This is a genomic window from Arthrobacter sp. MYb23, assembly GCF_002979775.1.
In the GTDB taxonomy this organism is placed as follows: Bacteria; Actinomycetota; Actinomycetes; order Actinomycetales; family Micrococcaceae; genus Arthrobacter.
This window is the reverse complement of the sequence record NZ_PCPR01000001.1, coordinates 15693-30353: the sequence shown is the minus strand read 5'-3', so window position 1 is coordinate 30353 and position 14661 is coordinate 15693. Positions and strand designations below refer to the sequence as shown.

Here is a 14661-nt window from a genome sequence, read left to right as displayed (position 1 = left end):
CAGCTCTTGTGAGCGTACGACGGCGGCGGTAATCTGACGCTACTGGGTCGGCTTGGGTGCGCCAACCGCTATGTTCCCGGTCGCAAGGTGAGCCATGACAGTTCCGGACACAGACTTGGATTTGGGGCGATCGGCGTTCCATGAGCGCCGCTGGCGCGATGCGCTTGAGTGCCTCTCCCGCGCCGATGCCGAGGGCGGTCTACCTCCGCAGGATATTGAACTGGCAGCTTCAGTGGCCATGTTGCTCGGCTTGAACACTCAGAGCATCGAGTACCTGGCCAGGGCTCACGACGAATTCCTGACTGTGGGAGACACTGACAGCGCCGCGAGGTGTGCCGCGTGGCTGGTCATGTTCCTGATGGACATGGGTGAGGCAGCCCGTGGCAATGGTTGGTTGTCCCGCGCCAAGCACTTGCTGGAGGGGATGCCCGGTCCTGGTGCAGCCGAGGGGTACCTCCTGATCCCGACGGCCCTGGGGTTGTTGCGCGGTGGAGCCCCGGATGCTGGACAGGGTTTGTTCGCCAGGGCGCTGGAGCTGGGTACCTCGTTCCACGATAAAGACCTCCAGGCCTTGGGCAGGCTTGGCATCGGCACGTCCCACGTTTCCCTTGGACACGTAGAAGAAGGGTTGCGGCTCCTGGATGAAGTGATGGTTTCGGTCGCCGCAGGTGAAGTCTCTCCCATCCCCGCGGGCATCATCTATTGTGCCGTTCTGGGCAGTTGCCGTCTTTCCAACGATGTCCGCCGCGCCCACGAGTGGACCGCGGCCCTGGAACGCTGGTGTGGGGATCGTCCGGACATGGTCATGTTCAGTGGACAATGCCAGGCCTACCGCGCCGAACTCCTGATACTCCATGGAGCGTGGGACGACGCACTAGCGGTTGCCCGTGCCGCCGAAGGAAGGGTGAGGAAGGGGGATCCGGATGCAACGTTCGGATCCTGGTACCAGCAGGGTGAAGCACTCCGGCTGCAGGGATTCGTGGAGGAAGCCGCCAAGGCCTACGCCACAGCCGCCGGAACAGGTTTCGAACCCGTTCCCGGCATCGCACTGCTTCAGCTCGCCCAGCGCAAAACGGCCCAGGCCCAAGCCACCATACGTCGCGCGATGGCGGGCGCCGACTCAGCCAACCGTCGTCGTTTGCTGCCAACCGTCGTCGAGATTGAACTTGCCGCTGGAGACGTGGTTGCGGCCAGGCATGCAGTGGACGAGCTGTCAGAGCCCCTTCCGGAGAATGGCAGGCCGCTGGAGCTGGCACTTGCTGTCCACGCCTCCGCGCAGGTTCTGCTGGCCGAAGGCCAACCCCAGGACGCCCTTCGGGAGTCCAGGCGTGCGTGGAGGACCTGGTACAGCCTCGAGGCTCCCTATCAGGCCGCCCGGTGCAGGGTACTCGCCGGGCGTGCTTGTGCCCTCTTGGGCGACCCCGACTCTGCCGTGATGGAGTTCGAAGCTGCCAGTGCCGAGTTTGCAGATCTTGGGGCGACGCCGGCAGTGGCCGAAGTCCTGGAACTCACCGGCGAGAAGGGCAAGGGTGGCAGCTCCCCTCTGACAGGCCGTGAAGTGGAAGTGCTCCGCCTCGTGGCTGGAGGGCACGCGAACCGGACCATCGCCCGGGAGCTCTATCTCAGTGAAAAGACGGTGGCCAGGCACGTGAGCAACATCCTCTCCAAGCTCGCCGTGCAGTCGCGGGCCGCAGCAACCGGCTACGCCTTCGAACACGGACTGATGCGCTGACGTCCTGCCGCCCCTGCGTAGAAATACCCATGCCTTGCGGCATGAGTGGCTCATTTGGCCGATGCGGTGCCACGATCCAGGCTCCTAGCGTGGCTCCTATCAGATCACTGCGGGCGCAGTGATTCACGGCAAGTGAGATAGGAGACGATGATGTCCATAAATCGGAATCCAGAGGTTGACACCGTCATCGTGGGAGGTGGCCAAGCCGGGCTCGCCCTCGGATATTGGTTGGCCAAACAAGGCAGGAAGTTCCTCATCCTGGACCAACATCAACGGCCGGGGGATGCTTGGCGTCAACGCTGGGACTCCTTGAGGCTCTTCACACCGGCCAAATATGACGGCCTCCCGGGATCGCCTTTCCCCGGAGACCCCCTGGACTTTCCCTCAAAAGATCAACTGGCCGATTTCCTGGAGGATTATGTCCGCCGCTTTGACCTTCCTTTCGTTCCCGGCGTCAGCGTGGAGGACATCAGCCGTGAAGGTGAGGTTTTCCTGCTGAAGGCAGGGAACCAGGAATGGAGAAGCCAGAATGTGGTGATTGCCACCGGCGGGCATCGTATCCCGAAGGTGCCGGCGTTTGCAGGGAAGCTGGATAGAGGCATCCTGCAACTGCACTCACAAGATTACAAAAACGCCGGTCAGTTGAAGGAGGGCCCTGTGCTGGTGGTGGGACTGGGAAATTCCGGAGCAGAGATCGCCCTTGAAGTTGCCCGCTTCCGTCCCACACTTCTTGCGGGCAAACCCAGCGCCGAGATGCCCATGCGACACGGCCGGGCGGCTGCACGCTTCGCCCTGCCGGTGGTTCGGTTCCTGGGCCTTTATGTCCTCAACCTCAACACCCCCATGGGACGAAAAGCCGCCCCCAAGTTCATCTCCATGGCTGCCCCGCTGATCCGTACCAAGACCAAGGACCTGGCTGCCGCCGGTGTCAGCCTCAACCCCAGGTTGGCTGGTGTTCAGGATGGTCTCCCGGTCCTTGAAGACGGGACACGGGTGGAGGCCGCGAATGTCATCTGGTGCACGGGCTATCACGAGGATTATTCGTGGGTGAACCTGCCGGCCTTTGATCACCACGGTGAACCGCAGCAGACCAGGGGAGTGGCCAACGGCGTCCCGGGCCTGTACTTCATTGGCCAGGAATTCCTGTTTGCGGCGGCCTCGGCAACGCTGCCGGGAGTCTGCCGGGACGCCCGATACCTTGCCGGGCGGGTCACGGTGCCGCGTTCCAGTGGACTAGTCAACGTGTGATAACTCACGTTATGGAGGGTTGCGCCAAGCGGCAGGATTGACGGGCCGAGGAAGTATCAGCACAGGTCACGCACAGGTTTGGGTGGCACAATGTATGGCTGGACCTGTGCTGATGGGGCATCGAATGGCGGCCAGGAACACTCTCCCACATGGGTTACGCGACTAAAAACGCGTAATATTGATGCTTTGTGCCACAGCTTTGAGGAACTGCCTACCGTGACTACGCCAACGATTCCAGCCCCTGCCCACCACGGCAGGCGGGCTTCCGGACCCGTTGCGAAGTCCAAGTTCCGCCCCGAAATCCAAGGCCTTCGGTCCTTGGCCGTCCTCATGGTGGTGAGCTACCACATCTGGATCGGCAGGGTTTCCGGAGGTGTTGATGTCTTTCTCCTGATCTCAGCTTTCCTCATGACCCTTCAGTTCACGGGACGGTACAAACAGGGCCGCCCCATGGACCTGGTGCGCCACTGGCTGCACCTGTTCAGGCGGCTGCTGCCCGCCGTCGTCGTGGTTCTCGTGTCAACTCTCGCAGCAACCTTCATTTTCCTGCCGGCCACGCGCTGGTTTGAGATTGTCCAGCAAACCTGGGCCTCGCTGTTCTACTTTGAAAACCGGCTGTTGCAGGACCTGGCGGTTGACTACTACGCCACGGACCACAGCATGGCCAGCCCGGTGCAGCACTTCTGGTCGCTGTCCATCCAGGGCCAGGTGTTCATTCTGTGGCCCGTCATCTTCGCAACTGCAGCGCTGGTGTGCCGCCGCTTTGCCCTCCGCTACCGCGCCACGCTGGTGTACGTTTTCGCGATCATCTTCCTGGTCTCGTTCGTCTACTCCATCATCTTCACCGCCAGCAACCAGGCAGTGGCGTACTTCGATACCTTTGCCCGTTTGTGGGAGTTTGCCCTGGGCACACTGGTGGCCTTGATCCTGCCCGCGCTGAACTTTTCCAAGCCTGTACGCATTGTCATGGGATGGGTGGGTGTGGCCGCCATGCTCAGCTGCGGAATACTGCTCCAGGTACAGACGGCGTTCCCCGGCTTCGTCGCTTTATGGCCCACGCTGGCTGCGGTAGCCGTGATCGCTGCCGGGCAAACCGGAAGCCGCTTAGGTGTGGACCGGATCCTGAGTTCGAAGTTCCTTGTCCGGCTCGGTGATAACTCCTACGCCCTCTACCTCTGGCATTGGCCCATTCTTGTGATTGCTTTGGCATGGAGCGGCAAGGACCATGCTGGCTGGCTGTCCGGTACGGTGATTATCGCGTTGTCGCTGACCTTGGCTTTCCTGACCACCAAGTTCGTGGGAAAACCGTTCCGGGAATGGAAATGGCCGGAGGTAAAGCGGCGCCGTTCAGTGATTGCCATCGCTGCGTGCCTCGCTGTTGTGTCCGCGCCCCTCATGGCGTTCCAGTATCGTCTGGATCTGGATGAGCAAGCAGCCGAGGCACGCATGGTGTTCGATAACCCGGGAGCGAAGATCCTCTTGCCTGACTACGTCAATGAAGCAGCTCCGAATGCACCCATCCAGCCCACAGTGGAAAGGGTTGGGCGCGACTGGGCGAGCCTGCCCGCCGACTGCTCCGGAGACGTCAAACCTGAAGCGAAGTCGCTCCAGGAGAACTGCAAACAGAACGGCGTCGGGGCGGACGCCACAAAAACGGTACTGGTTGTGGGCAACTCCCATTCCCAGCAGTGGCTTGCTGCAATGGCGGTCCTGGCCGAAGAGCATCATTGGCGCCTCTACTCCCTTCTATACGGGGGTTGCCCTTTCACCACTGAAGATCCCCAATCCGAGCCAGCCTGCAACCAGTTCAACAGTGATGTGGTCAACCACATTCGGGAACACACTCCGGATGCTCTCTTCATGGTGGGAACTGCGGCGGTGCCCTCTTGGCCTGATGAAACACTGACGTACGGTTTTGAGGATCTCATCCCCCAAGTCACTGAGCTGGGCATCCGCGTCGTGGCGGTGCGGGACAATCCCCGCTTCAATTACAGCCTGAGAGACTGCACCCTGGCCAAAGGCGTGGACAGTCCGGACTGCCGGCCGCTCAAGGCCGATGTCCTGGCCGAACCAAGCCCGTTTGATGCAGTGACGGGCAAATTCGAGAACCTGTCCTTATTGGATCTGACTGATCTGATCTGCCCGGAACTCTATTGCCCACCTGTCATCGGCAATACCTTCGTCTACCTCGATGACAACCACCTGACCAAAACCTACGTCCAGAGCATGGCAGGCATGCTGGACGAAAGGTGGTTTGCCGCGACAGGGTGGCAGCGATGATGCCAAAACCGGCTACGCCGCCGCAACAGCCTTCCTCCTCCGGGCAACAAGCAAAACCCGGTTTCCGCCCTGAAGTCCAAGGCCTGCGTGCGTTGGCTGTGCTCATGGTTGCGGCCTACCATATCTGGCTCGGCAAGGTCTCCGGCGGAGTGGACGTCTTCCTGCTGATCTCGGCTTTCCTGCTGACATTGTCCTTCACCCGCAAGCTCGAAAGCCGCACGCCACTGAAGCTTGTGCGGCACTGGCTCCACGTTTTCAAGCGACTGTTGCCCGCCGTCGTGGTCGTCCTGCTGGCAATCCTCGCCGGTACCTGGGCACTCATCCCGCAGAGCCGGTGGCCGGACGTCCTCACCGAAGCGTGGGCATCGTTGATGTACCGGCAAAACTGGCAGCTTGCCGCCTTCGCGGTGGACTACTACGCCCAGCAGCACGTGGACGCCAGCCCCCTCCAGCACTTTTGGTCTCTGTCTGTCCAAGGCCAGGTGTTCATTTTGTGGCCATTGATCTTTGCTGGAGTCGCCCTGCTGCAGCCGCTGTTGGCCAGGCTGTTTCCGCATCGAAAAGCCCTGGGTCACCGCCAGCTGCTGTTCATCGCCTTCGGTGTGGTCTTCATGGCATCGCTCGTGTTCTCCATCGAGCAAACAGCCACCAACCAGGCATATGCCTACTTTGACACCCGTGCCCGCCTATGGGAATTTGCCCTGGGATCCCTCCTTGCCTTGGCGATTCCGTATCTGAAGCCCGGGCGCAGGCTCCGTGTTTTCCTGGGGTGGGCCGGTATTGCGGCAATGCTCGCCTGCGGGCTGGTGCTCCCCGTTGACCGATCCTTCCCTGGTTTCGTTGCACTTTGGCCAACCCTTGCAGCGGCTGCCGTGATCGTCGCCGGTCACAGCGGAAGCCGTTTCGGCGCCGACCGTCTCCTGAGTTCGCGTCCGCTGGTCCTGCTGGGGGACAACTCTTACGCGTTGTACTTGTGGCACTGGCCGGTGTTGGTGTTCTTCCTCCTGGCCTCCGGCACCACCATGCCCAGCCTCGTTCAAGGCCTGGGAATCATGGCGGTTTCCTTGCTGCTCGCTGTCGCCACCACGAGGTTTGTGGAAGTACCGCTGCGCAGCTGGAAGTGGCCGGACGTGCGGTCCTGGCGGGCCGCCGTCGTGATTGTCTCCTGCGGTGCGCTTCTTGCCTTACCTGTCACGGCGTGGCAAAGCGCCATCACCGCGGAAGCGGCAGCCATTGCGGATCAGCCCCACGAACTGACGCCTGGCGCTGCGGCGCTGTCCCCGGAATACGCCGGTAAGCCCAGCGAGGAAGCCCTCATTATCCCTGCGCCGGCGGCCATGAAGGACGAGTGGGCCAACGTGGACGGGGCGTGCACAGGGGACAATGTGCCCACCGACCCTGTCCTGGAGGGATGCCTGCAGAATGAGGAACCTGAGGTAGTTACCAAGAGGATTGTGGTGTTGGGTGACTCCCACTCTCAGCAATACCTGGCTGCACTGGGCCCGATTGCCAAGCAGCACGGCTGGGAAGTGGTGACGCTGATCAAGGGTGGCTGCCGCTTCGGCGCCCAATCGTCGGAGCGTGCAGATTTCTGCAACGACTTCAACAAGGCAAGTTCTGCCTACGTTCTGGAGCACAAGCCCGACGCCGTGTTCACGGTGGCGTCGCTGACGCACGTGGACGCACCCTTTGAGACTGAAGTTCCCGGGTACCTTGAAGGCATCAAGCCGTTCACGGACCTGGGGATCGATGTGGTGGGTGTCCGGGACAACCCGCGTTTCAGTTTCAACATGCCTGAGTGCGTCCAGAAGAAGGGCAAGGATTCGCCGGACTGCAATGTGCCGCTTGAAGAATCCTTGGCCGAGTCCTCACCTTTGGACGATTACCTCGGCAAGGTGGAGGGGCTCTACCTGATGGACATGAGCGACTTCATCTGCGAGCAGGGGACATGTCCGGCGGTGGTGGGCAATGTCTATGTCTATAAGGACGACAACCACCTTTCCAAGACCTACGTGCAGACCATGATCCCGATGTTTGAAGAGCGGCTGTTGGCCGCCACCGGATGGTCCGCCAGCTAGGTTCCGCACCTGAAGGCGGAGTGGAAAGTACGACGCCGTTCTGTCGCCTTGGTAGCTGCTGTGAGTGCTGTTACTCACACTCAGGCCTCCCGGAATATGGTGATCGCCGCGAAGGTTCTAGTATTTACCCAATACCTTCTGCACAGGTAATTTCTGCACAGGTACTTCAATGCACAGGCCAGTCCCGTAATGACGGGCTGGTCATCAGTTGCAACCCCTACCAGTTAAGCCCCCGGAAACCCAGGTAAGAGGCGCACACTCATGACCGAGCCCGAACACAATCCCTTTGGCCTCATTGGCCTGACGTACGATGACGTCCTGCTACTCCCCGGACACACGGATGTCATTCCGTCCGAGGCAGATACGTCCTCCCGCATCTCGCGCCGGATCAGCGTCCAGACGCCGCTGCTGTCCGCCGCCATGGACACCGTCACCGAGTCCCGCATGGCCATCGCCATGGCACGACAAGGTGGTCTGGGCGTGGTTCACCGCAACCTGTCCATCGATGACCAGGCCGAGCACGTTGATCGCGTCAAGCGCAGCGAATCCGGCATGATCACCAACCCGTTGACCATCGGCCCGCAGGCAACGTTGCAGGAACTTGACGTGCTGTGTTCCCGGTACCGTGTCTCCGGCCTTCCCGTGGTGGACACCGACGGCCGCCTGTTGGGTATCGTCACCAACCGCGATACCCGCTTCATTCCGGAATCGGAATTCCCGCTGCGCAGCGTCAGCGACGCCATGACCAAGATGCCGCTCATCACCGGTCACGTGGGTATCAGCCGCGAGGAAGCCTCGCACAAGCTGGCCACCAACAAGATCGAGAAACTTCCCCTCGTTGATGAGCAGGGCCGCTTGATGGGCCTCATCACCACCAAGGACTTCACCAAGGCCGAGCAGTACCCGCTGGCCACCAAGGATGACGAGGGCCGCCTTCGCGTAGGTGCCGCAATCGGCTTCTTCGGTGACGGCTGGGAACGCGCCATGAAGCTCATCGACGCCGGTGTGGACGCATTGTTCGTTGACACCGCAAACGGCCACTCCCAGGGCGTGCTGGACATGATCCGCCGCCTGAAGTCCGATCCCATTGCGGCGCACGTGGACATCATCGGCGGCCAGGCGGCCACCCGAGAAGGTGCCCAGGCGCTGATCGACGCCGGCGCTGACGGCATCAAGGTGGGCGTGGGACCGGGATCCATCTGCACCACCCGCGTGGTTGCCGGTGTGGGCGTTCCGCAGATCACCGCCATCTACGAATCTGCCAAGGCGGCAATCCCTGCCGGGGTTCCGCTGATTGCCGACGGCGGCCTCCAGTACTCGGGCGACATCGGCAAGGCACTTGTTGCAGGAGCCGACACCGTGATGCTGGGCTCCCTCCTTGCCGGCTGTGAGGAGTCCCCGGGCGAGCTCATTTTCGTCAACGGCAAGCAGTTCAAGAGCTACCGTGGCATGGGATCCCTTGGCGCGATGCAGTCCCGGGGGAAGAACACGTCCTACTCCAAGGACCGCTACTTCCAGGCTGACGTCTCCGGCGATGACAAGCTCATCCCCGAAGGTATTGAGGGCCGGGTTGCGTTCCGGGGCCCGCTGGCTTCGGTGGCTTACCAGCTGGTGGGCGGCCTCCGCCAGACCATGTTCTACACCGGAGCCCCCACCATTCCGGAGCTGAAAGCACGCGGCAAGTTTGTCCGCATCACGCCGGCCGGACTCAAAGAGTCCCACCCGCATGACATCCAGATGACGGTCGAGGCACCCAACTACGGTTCGCGCTGATCCATCACCTTCTTAGACAGTTGTTCCCCGTGGAAGTTTCCACGGGGAACAACTGTTTAACGGGACGCGGCAGAATTGTCGGTCCTGAAGAATAGGCTGGGCATATGTCAGAACAGCCCGCGCAACCGCGGCACCCGGAGTCGGTCCGGCTGAACTCAGCCCAACCGGGCAAGCCGCCGCCCCGCAAGCTGGCCTTGCGGCCGTACGCACGCGCCGTCGGGCAGGTCCTGAAGGTGAGCTTCAAAGCCTCACCCGGCGCGGTCATCATGAAGGTGGCAGGCTCGTTGATCTCGGCCACCCTTCCGCTGGTTACCACCTACTTCGCCGCTTTGACCACCACAGCGCTGGCGGCCGGATATGCGGGGGATCCCGACTCCGGCCCACGGGCCATTCTGTACGTCATCATCACTGCCGCGTTGGGATTGTTCTGGGGAGCTTTCAGCAGTGTTGACCGGTACATCCAGCAGCTGATGAGCTTCAAAGTGGGTGCCATCGTGGGGGACATGATGTACCAGCGGTTCCTGGCGCTGGAGTTCTGGCGCTATGACGACAAGGAAACGGTGGATCTTTACGACCGCGCCAAGCGGTTCTCCGATTCCTACGCCCGCGTGCTGGACCGGATAGCCGCCATCTTTACGCAGTTCGTTTCCGTGGTCCTGGCCATTGGTGCTCTGCTGCTGGTCAGCTGGTGGATAGCCGTCATTGTGTTGGTAGCCATCGTGCCCAGCGTGTACCTGCAGTTCAAACTCTCCCGCGAGCAGATCGCACACTGGAACACACAGGTGGATTCGCGGCGGCAACGCCGGATGATCGAACAAAACCTGCTCCGGCCCCAGCACATCGCAGAGATGCGTCTATATGGGATCGTTGGATACCTCATGGACCTGCGGTCGAGGTTGCGCGACGCCGACGAGCGCAGGCGTTTGGACTTCCAGAAGCGTTACATCCCCAAGCAGCTTGCCGCCGATTCCCTTCAGTACGGAGCCGAGGTGGTGTCCTTGGTGTGGGTGGTTGGTCAGATCATCGCAAGGGCGCAGCCGGTGGGACAGTTCCTCTACGTTCAGCAGATTGTGAGCCGTGCGCTGTCCACCGCCAACAGCCTCGTCTCCTCGCTCAGTTCCATTGATGAGGACCTGGCCAACCTTAAGGACTACGAGCTTTTCATGGCCCTTCCCGTCCCCAGTGGAAAAGAACAGCCGCTGCCAAGCTCGCCCGTCACCGTGGAAATGCGGGACATCCGGTTCAGTTACACGGGGAGCGACCTTGAGGTCATCAAGGGCATTTCCATGACCATCAAGGCCGGTCAGCACATTGCGATTGTGGGGGAGAACGGCGCTGGCAAGTCAACGCTGATCCGTATCCTGGCGGGCCTGTACCGGCCGGATTCCGGCCAGGTCCTGCTGGACGGCGTAGACCTCGCCGGGATTGACGTCACCAGCTGGCACCGGCACCTGGCCGTTCTGAGCCAGGAGTTCCTGAAATACGAGTTCGCCACCGCCGCGGAGAACATCTACCTGGGAGATGTGGACCAGCCCCGGGACGATGACCGCATCCGGCGGGCGGCCGCTGACGCCGAAGCCATGGAATTCATCAACAAGTTGCCCAATGGCCTGGAGAACCACGTCAGTAACTGGATGGAGGACCCCCGGGGACGCAAGGGAAGCGGGCTCTCAGGTGGCCAATGGCAACGACTGGCCATGGCGCGGAACTTCTATCGCGACGCCTCGTTCATGGTCATGGACGAGCCCACATCCGCTATTGATGCTTTGGCCGAGCACCGAATCTTCACCAGGCTGTTCGCGGACCGGAGCAGCACCATCATCGCCATCAGTCATCGCCTGGCCACCATAGAGAAGGCAGACATCGTGTACATGCTGGAAGACGGCCGGATAGCGGAGCAGGGGACACATAAGGAATTGGTTGCCCTGCGCGGCAGGTACTTCCGTATGTTTGAATCCCAGCTCTCCGTGGATGAGAGCAGTCAGAACACACCCTGAGGCTTATAGCGGGCCGTACCCTGCGTTGCCGTAGGGATCACGCCACGTGGCGAGGTCCTGCTCCAGCAGCGCCCGGAAATGCGGATCAGTTGCAGCCTTGCGGCGAAGCGACTCCCTCGAACGGCTCGCGATGGTGGCCGGGACGATGATCCCAACCACGAGGAGGCACACCATGAAGGCTAGAACCGAAGCCAGCGTCAGCAGTGCGCCAGGATCCTGCCAGGTGGACGGTTTGGCCGTGAAAGCGAACAGTCCCGTGAAGACGAGCAGGACGAACGCCACGAAGGAAAGCGCCCCGCGCAGGTTCCCAGGACCACGATTGACCAGCGCCCGGTCTGTCCGCGGCAACCGGTTCCGAACCCTCGCGAAGTATATTCCGCACAGTACGGTGAGGGCTGCGCCGGGAATGCCGAGGGCAGGAAGCGTTACGAGCGTGCCAAGCCGAACAGCCAGGACTACACCCAGGAGGACAAGGAACCCGCCGAATCCGATTCCGGCAGCCCATGCGCCCATGTAAGCTCCTCGGGCGCTGGCGAGCTCACGCAGGCGGGAACGCGCATTCGTCGGGGTGATAGCCGAGAGCTCCGGGGAAAGCCAATAGTCAAGGGAACGGTCTGAGTGGTAAAGCGGTGCAGGGCCTGACTGATAGCTCACCCGGGTTATCGCTCCAAGCCTGCGCGGACGCGTGCGTCGAGTTGATCACGCGTAAGGGCCGTAGAATCGAGATTTTCGCCTTCGCCCGCGGCGATCGACAGGGAACCGTCGGCCTCAGCTTTGACGTGCACCGCTCGGGAGGTTCCGTCGTTGAAGTGCCGGCGGGTGGTTGCGGCCGCGGGAAAGCCGTCCGGCGCTTGGTTCAGGTAATAGTCGGCCATCTGCACTGCAGTGGCGACCATACCTTCGGAGCCCGTAATGGGGTGCAGCTCGTGAACGCCGTACTTGCTCAGATTCAGCAGCAGGGCACCCTGCTCTGCGCCGAACATGAAGGAAACATGCTCCGAGGACGGGGTGACGAGGGCTGTTTCCAGCCACGCCGTGGCATCCGCGAGGACAGCCGTAACGGTCGCGGCCGGCCCAACCGGCAGGAGAGCGTCGTTTTCGATCTTCATCAACCCACGTTCCAACAGCGTGGCAACACCGGCCTGTTCCAGCGGCGCCCCGGCGGCGTGATCGAGGCGGAAAAGGGTCTGGCATTTCAGTGCGCCGTCGGTGCCGGCCAGCGCAATGAGAGCGATGAGCTCGTGTTCGGTGATGAGCAATGCCTGGGTTTCTTCTGTCTGGGTGGTCATTTCTACCTTCTGTTAAGGGTTTCTCTGTCCAGTGTAGGAAGTGGCGCGATCATGTAAGCCATCCCCAGACCTTCTTTGCGCCGTCGGCTATTGCTCCGGCGGCGTCCTGTGCTCCTTCCCAGACATGCTCCGCGCCATCAGCGATCATGGACGATGCGGAGTCGTAGCCCATGTTCGTCGCCAGGAGGCCCAAGCCACCCCAGGCGATGCCGGCGATGGCGCAGGCAGGGCCAACCACCGGAAAAAAGCTACCCACGGCCAACGCGGCAGAGATCCCGCCGTCCACCGCCATTCCGGGATGTCCCGTCTGGATTCCTTGGTAGACCTGAATTCCGCCGGTGACGAAGCCCAAGGCCCCAGAGAGCCGCCCGAGCATTGAACTGCCGTTGAGCAGTTGGGTGCCCTTGACATACCCGGCGCCGGCCGCCTGGCCGTACTGGGCGCTGAGCCAGGGCCACCGGGTCAGTTCCGTTACCAACCCGCCCTTGGCCATCTGGGCCAGGATCGAGTCCGTCGCCAAACCGCTGGCGGTGACGAGGGCGTTGCCGGCCCACCAACCCTGGCTGCCGGTGACGCCTAACAGCCCCTCCCACCCAGTGGTGGGGGTGTCGCCGTTGACGGTGCCGCCGGGAGTCTGCGGGCTGTTGGCCCCCGTAGACCCTCCCCTGGAGGACCCACCCTGAGTGCTGGCCTTCTGCTGTTCGTCAGCCTGGGCGCGCAGCATTCTGGATGCGTCATCCAAGGAACGGGAGGCCCTGTGCAACATGGGCCGCAGGGTGCTGTCCCATTCGCGGCGAAAGCGCTCGCCGTCGGCTCCCTTCCACGCAACGCCCGAGATCAGGCCATTGACCTGGAGTTCCTGGTTCTGGAGCCGGCTTCCCGCTTGTCCCATTTGTTTGGATAGCGAGTTGAGCTGTTCAATGTCGGCTCCGTATAACCCAGGCGCCATGGTTCCCCCTTGCAAGATGTGCGTATGGTTTCGCAGGCTATCGGATAAGTCCTGCGTTCTGCCATGGGGATTCCTGCCCATGTGGAAAGCTCCCGGGGGCAACGCGCGGCGCGAAGCGGGGTTCCGGGAGGGGTCAAGTAAAGTAGAGCCGTGACTTACGAGATTGAGATTGGCCGTGGCAAGCGTGGGCGTCGTGCCTACTCCCTGGATGACATCGCGATTGTTCCGAACCGCCGGACGCGTGACCCGAAGGACGTCTCTGTCTCCTGGCAGATCGACGCCTACAAATTCGACATGCCTGTCATCGCGGCGCCGATGGATTCGGTGATGTCACCGGAGTCCGCCATCGCGTTGGGGCGCCTGGGTGGCCTAGGCGTCCTGGACCTCGAAGGACTGTGGACCCGGTACGAGGACCCGCAGAAGGTCCTCGACGAGATCGCCGCTCTGGCTGATGAAACCAGCAGCCCAGCCGTTACGCGGCGCATGCAGGACCTGTACCAGGCTCCCGTGCAGCCGGAACTCATCAGCTCCCGGTTGGCCGAGATCCGCGCCGCGGGTGTGACTGTCGCCGGGTCGCTCACTCCGCAGCGCACCCAAGAGCACTACAAGACCGTAGTGGCAGCCGGCGTCGACATCTTCGTTATCCGTGGCACCACCGTCTCTGCCGAGCATGTCTCCAAGAACCACGAACCGCTGAACCTCAAGCAGTTCATTTACGAACTCGATGTTCCCGTCATCGTCGGTGGCGCAGCCGGTTATACCCCTGCCCTCCACTTGATGCGAACGGGCGCGGCCGGCGTCCTGGTCGGATTCGGTGGTGGCGCCACATCCACTACACGCCGTGCCCTCGGCATCCACTCGCCCATGGCTTCGGCCATCTCTGACGTCGCTGCCGCCCGCCGTGACTACATGGATGAGTCCGGGGGACGTTACGTCCACGTTATTGCCGACGGCGGCATGGGCAGCTCCGGCGACATCGTCAAGGCCATCGCCATGGGCGCCGACGCCGTCATGCTCGGCAGCGCCCTTGCCCGCGCCGAAGAAGCCCCTGGCCGTGGCTGGCACTGGGGTCCTGAAGCCCACCACCTTGAGTCTCCGCGTGGTGACCGCGTCAACGTGGGTACCGTTGGTCCGCTGGAAGAGGTCCTGTTCGGTCCTGGCCACCACACCGATGGAACGTCGAACCTGATTGGTGCCCTGCGCCGCTCGATGGCGACCACAGGCTATTCAGACCTGAAGGAATTCCAACGGGTGGACGTCGTCGTCTCGCCGTACCTGGGCTAGGCCTCCGGCGGCCCTGCCCAACGTGGCAAGC

General features: G+C 62.1%; 10 protein-coding genes. 7 read left to right on the top strand and 3 right to left on the bottom strand.

Annotated elements, in window-relative coordinates:
- The first annotated feature begins 94 nt into the window (after positions 1 to 94).
- From CQ020_RS00130 to CQ020_RS00105, 6 genes are all read left to right on the top strand, one after another.
- Positions 95 to 1732: a response regulator transcription factor gene (locus CQ020_RS00130; RefSeq protein ID WP_105690056.1), complete on the top strand. Its 1638-nt coding sequence runs from the start codon at positions 95 to 97 to the stop codon at positions 1730 to 1732.
- A gap of 150 nt (positions 1733 to 1882) precedes the next feature.
- A complete protein-coding gene (locus CQ020_RS00125; RefSeq protein ID WP_105690055.1) occupies positions 1883 to 2980 on the top strand; it encodes an NAD(P)/FAD-dependent oxidoreductase in 1098 nt (365 codons plus the stop codon).
- A gap of 216 nt (positions 2981 to 3196) precedes the next feature.
- Complete coding sequence (locus CQ020_RS00120) at positions 3197 to 5260, top strand: acyltransferase family protein (protein ID WP_258141616.1); 2064 nt, start codon at positions 3197 to 3199, stop codon at positions 5258 to 5260.
- Positions 5260 to 7338, top strand: a complete 2079-nt coding sequence (locus CQ020_RS00115; protein ID WP_374955173.1) for an acyltransferase family protein — start codon at positions 5260 to 5262, stop codon at positions 7336 to 7338. Before CQ020_RS00120 ends, CQ020_RS00115 begins: the two co-directional genes overlap by 1 nt.
- Before the next feature lie 261 nt (positions 7339 to 7599).
- Positions 7600 to 9111: an IMP dehydrogenase gene (gene guaB / locus CQ020_RS00110; RefSeq protein WP_024817531.1), complete on the top strand. Its 1512-nt coding sequence runs from the start codon at positions 7600 to 7602 to the stop codon at positions 9109 to 9111.
- Positions 9112 to 9215: 104 nt separating this feature from the next.
- Entirely contained in the window at positions 9216 to 11108 is a 1893-nt protein-coding gene (locus tag CQ020_RS00105; RefSeq protein ID WP_105690052.1) for an ABC transporter ATP-binding protein, read from the top strand.
- Positions 11109 to 11111: 3 nt separating this feature from the next.
- Here CQ020_RS00105 and CQ020_RS00100 read toward each other — a convergent pair whose 3' ends face one another.
- Genes CQ020_RS00100 through CQ020_RS00090 form a run of 3 tightly spaced genes read right to left on the bottom strand, consistent with a single transcriptional unit; the run spans position 11112 to position 13346 of the window.
- Positions 11112 to 11762, bottom strand: coding sequence for a hypothetical protein (locus CQ020_RS00100; protein ID WP_105690051.1), 651 nt, complete (start codon positions 11760 to 11762; stop codon positions 11112 to 11114).
- 5 nt (positions 11763 to 11767) lie between these two features.
- Positions 11768 to 12397, bottom strand: a complete 630-nt coding sequence (locus CQ020_RS00095; protein WP_105690050.1) for a hypothetical protein — start codon at positions 12395 to 12397, stop codon at positions 11768 to 11770.
- 49 nt (positions 12398 to 12446) lie between these two features.
- Positions 12447 to 13346, bottom strand: a complete 900-nt coding sequence (locus CQ020_RS00090; RefSeq protein WP_105690049.1) for a WXG100 family type VII secretion target — start codon at positions 13344 to 13346, stop codon at positions 12447 to 12449.
- Positions 13347 to 13496: 150 nt separating this feature from the next.
- Between CQ020_RS00090 and CQ020_RS00085 the strand changes: the two genes are divergently transcribed.
- Positions 13497 to 14630, top strand: a complete 1134-nt coding sequence (locus CQ020_RS00085; RefSeq protein WP_024817526.1) for a GuaB3 family IMP dehydrogenase-related protein — start codon at positions 13497 to 13499, stop codon at positions 14628 to 14630.
- Positions 14631 to 14661 lie beyond the last annotated feature (31 nt).

What these genes read in the sequence shown, in the direction of transcription:
- CQ020_RS00130 (WP_105690056.1), top strand. Translation starts at nt 95, where the DNA reads ATGACAGTTCCGGACACAGACTTGGATTTGGGGCGATCGGCGTTCCAT.
- CQ020_RS00125 (WP_105690055.1), top strand. Translation starts at nt 1,883, where the DNA reads ATGTCCATAAATCGGAATCCAGAGGTTGACACCGTCATCGTGGGAGGT.
- CQ020_RS00115 (WP_374955173.1), top strand. Translation starts at nt 5,260, where the DNA reads ATGCCAAAACCGGCTACGCCGCCGCAACAGCCTTCCTCCTCCGGGCAA.
- guaB (WP_024817531.1), top strand. Translation starts at nt 7,600, where the DNA reads ATGACCGAGCCCGAACACAATCCCTTTGGCCTCATTGGCCTGACGTAC.
- CQ020_RS00105 (WP_105690052.1), top strand. Translation starts at nt 9,216, where the DNA reads ATGTCAGAACAGCCCGCGCAACCGCGGCACCCGGAGTCGGTCCGGCTG.
- CQ020_RS00095 (WP_105690050.1), bottom strand. Translation starts at nt 12,397, where the DNA reads ATGACCACCCAGACAGAAGAAACCCAGGCATTGCTCATCACCGAACAC.
- CQ020_RS00090 (WP_105690049.1), bottom strand. Translation starts at nt 13,346, where the DNA reads ATGGCGCCTGGGTTATACGGAGCCGACATTGAACAGCTCAACTCGCTA.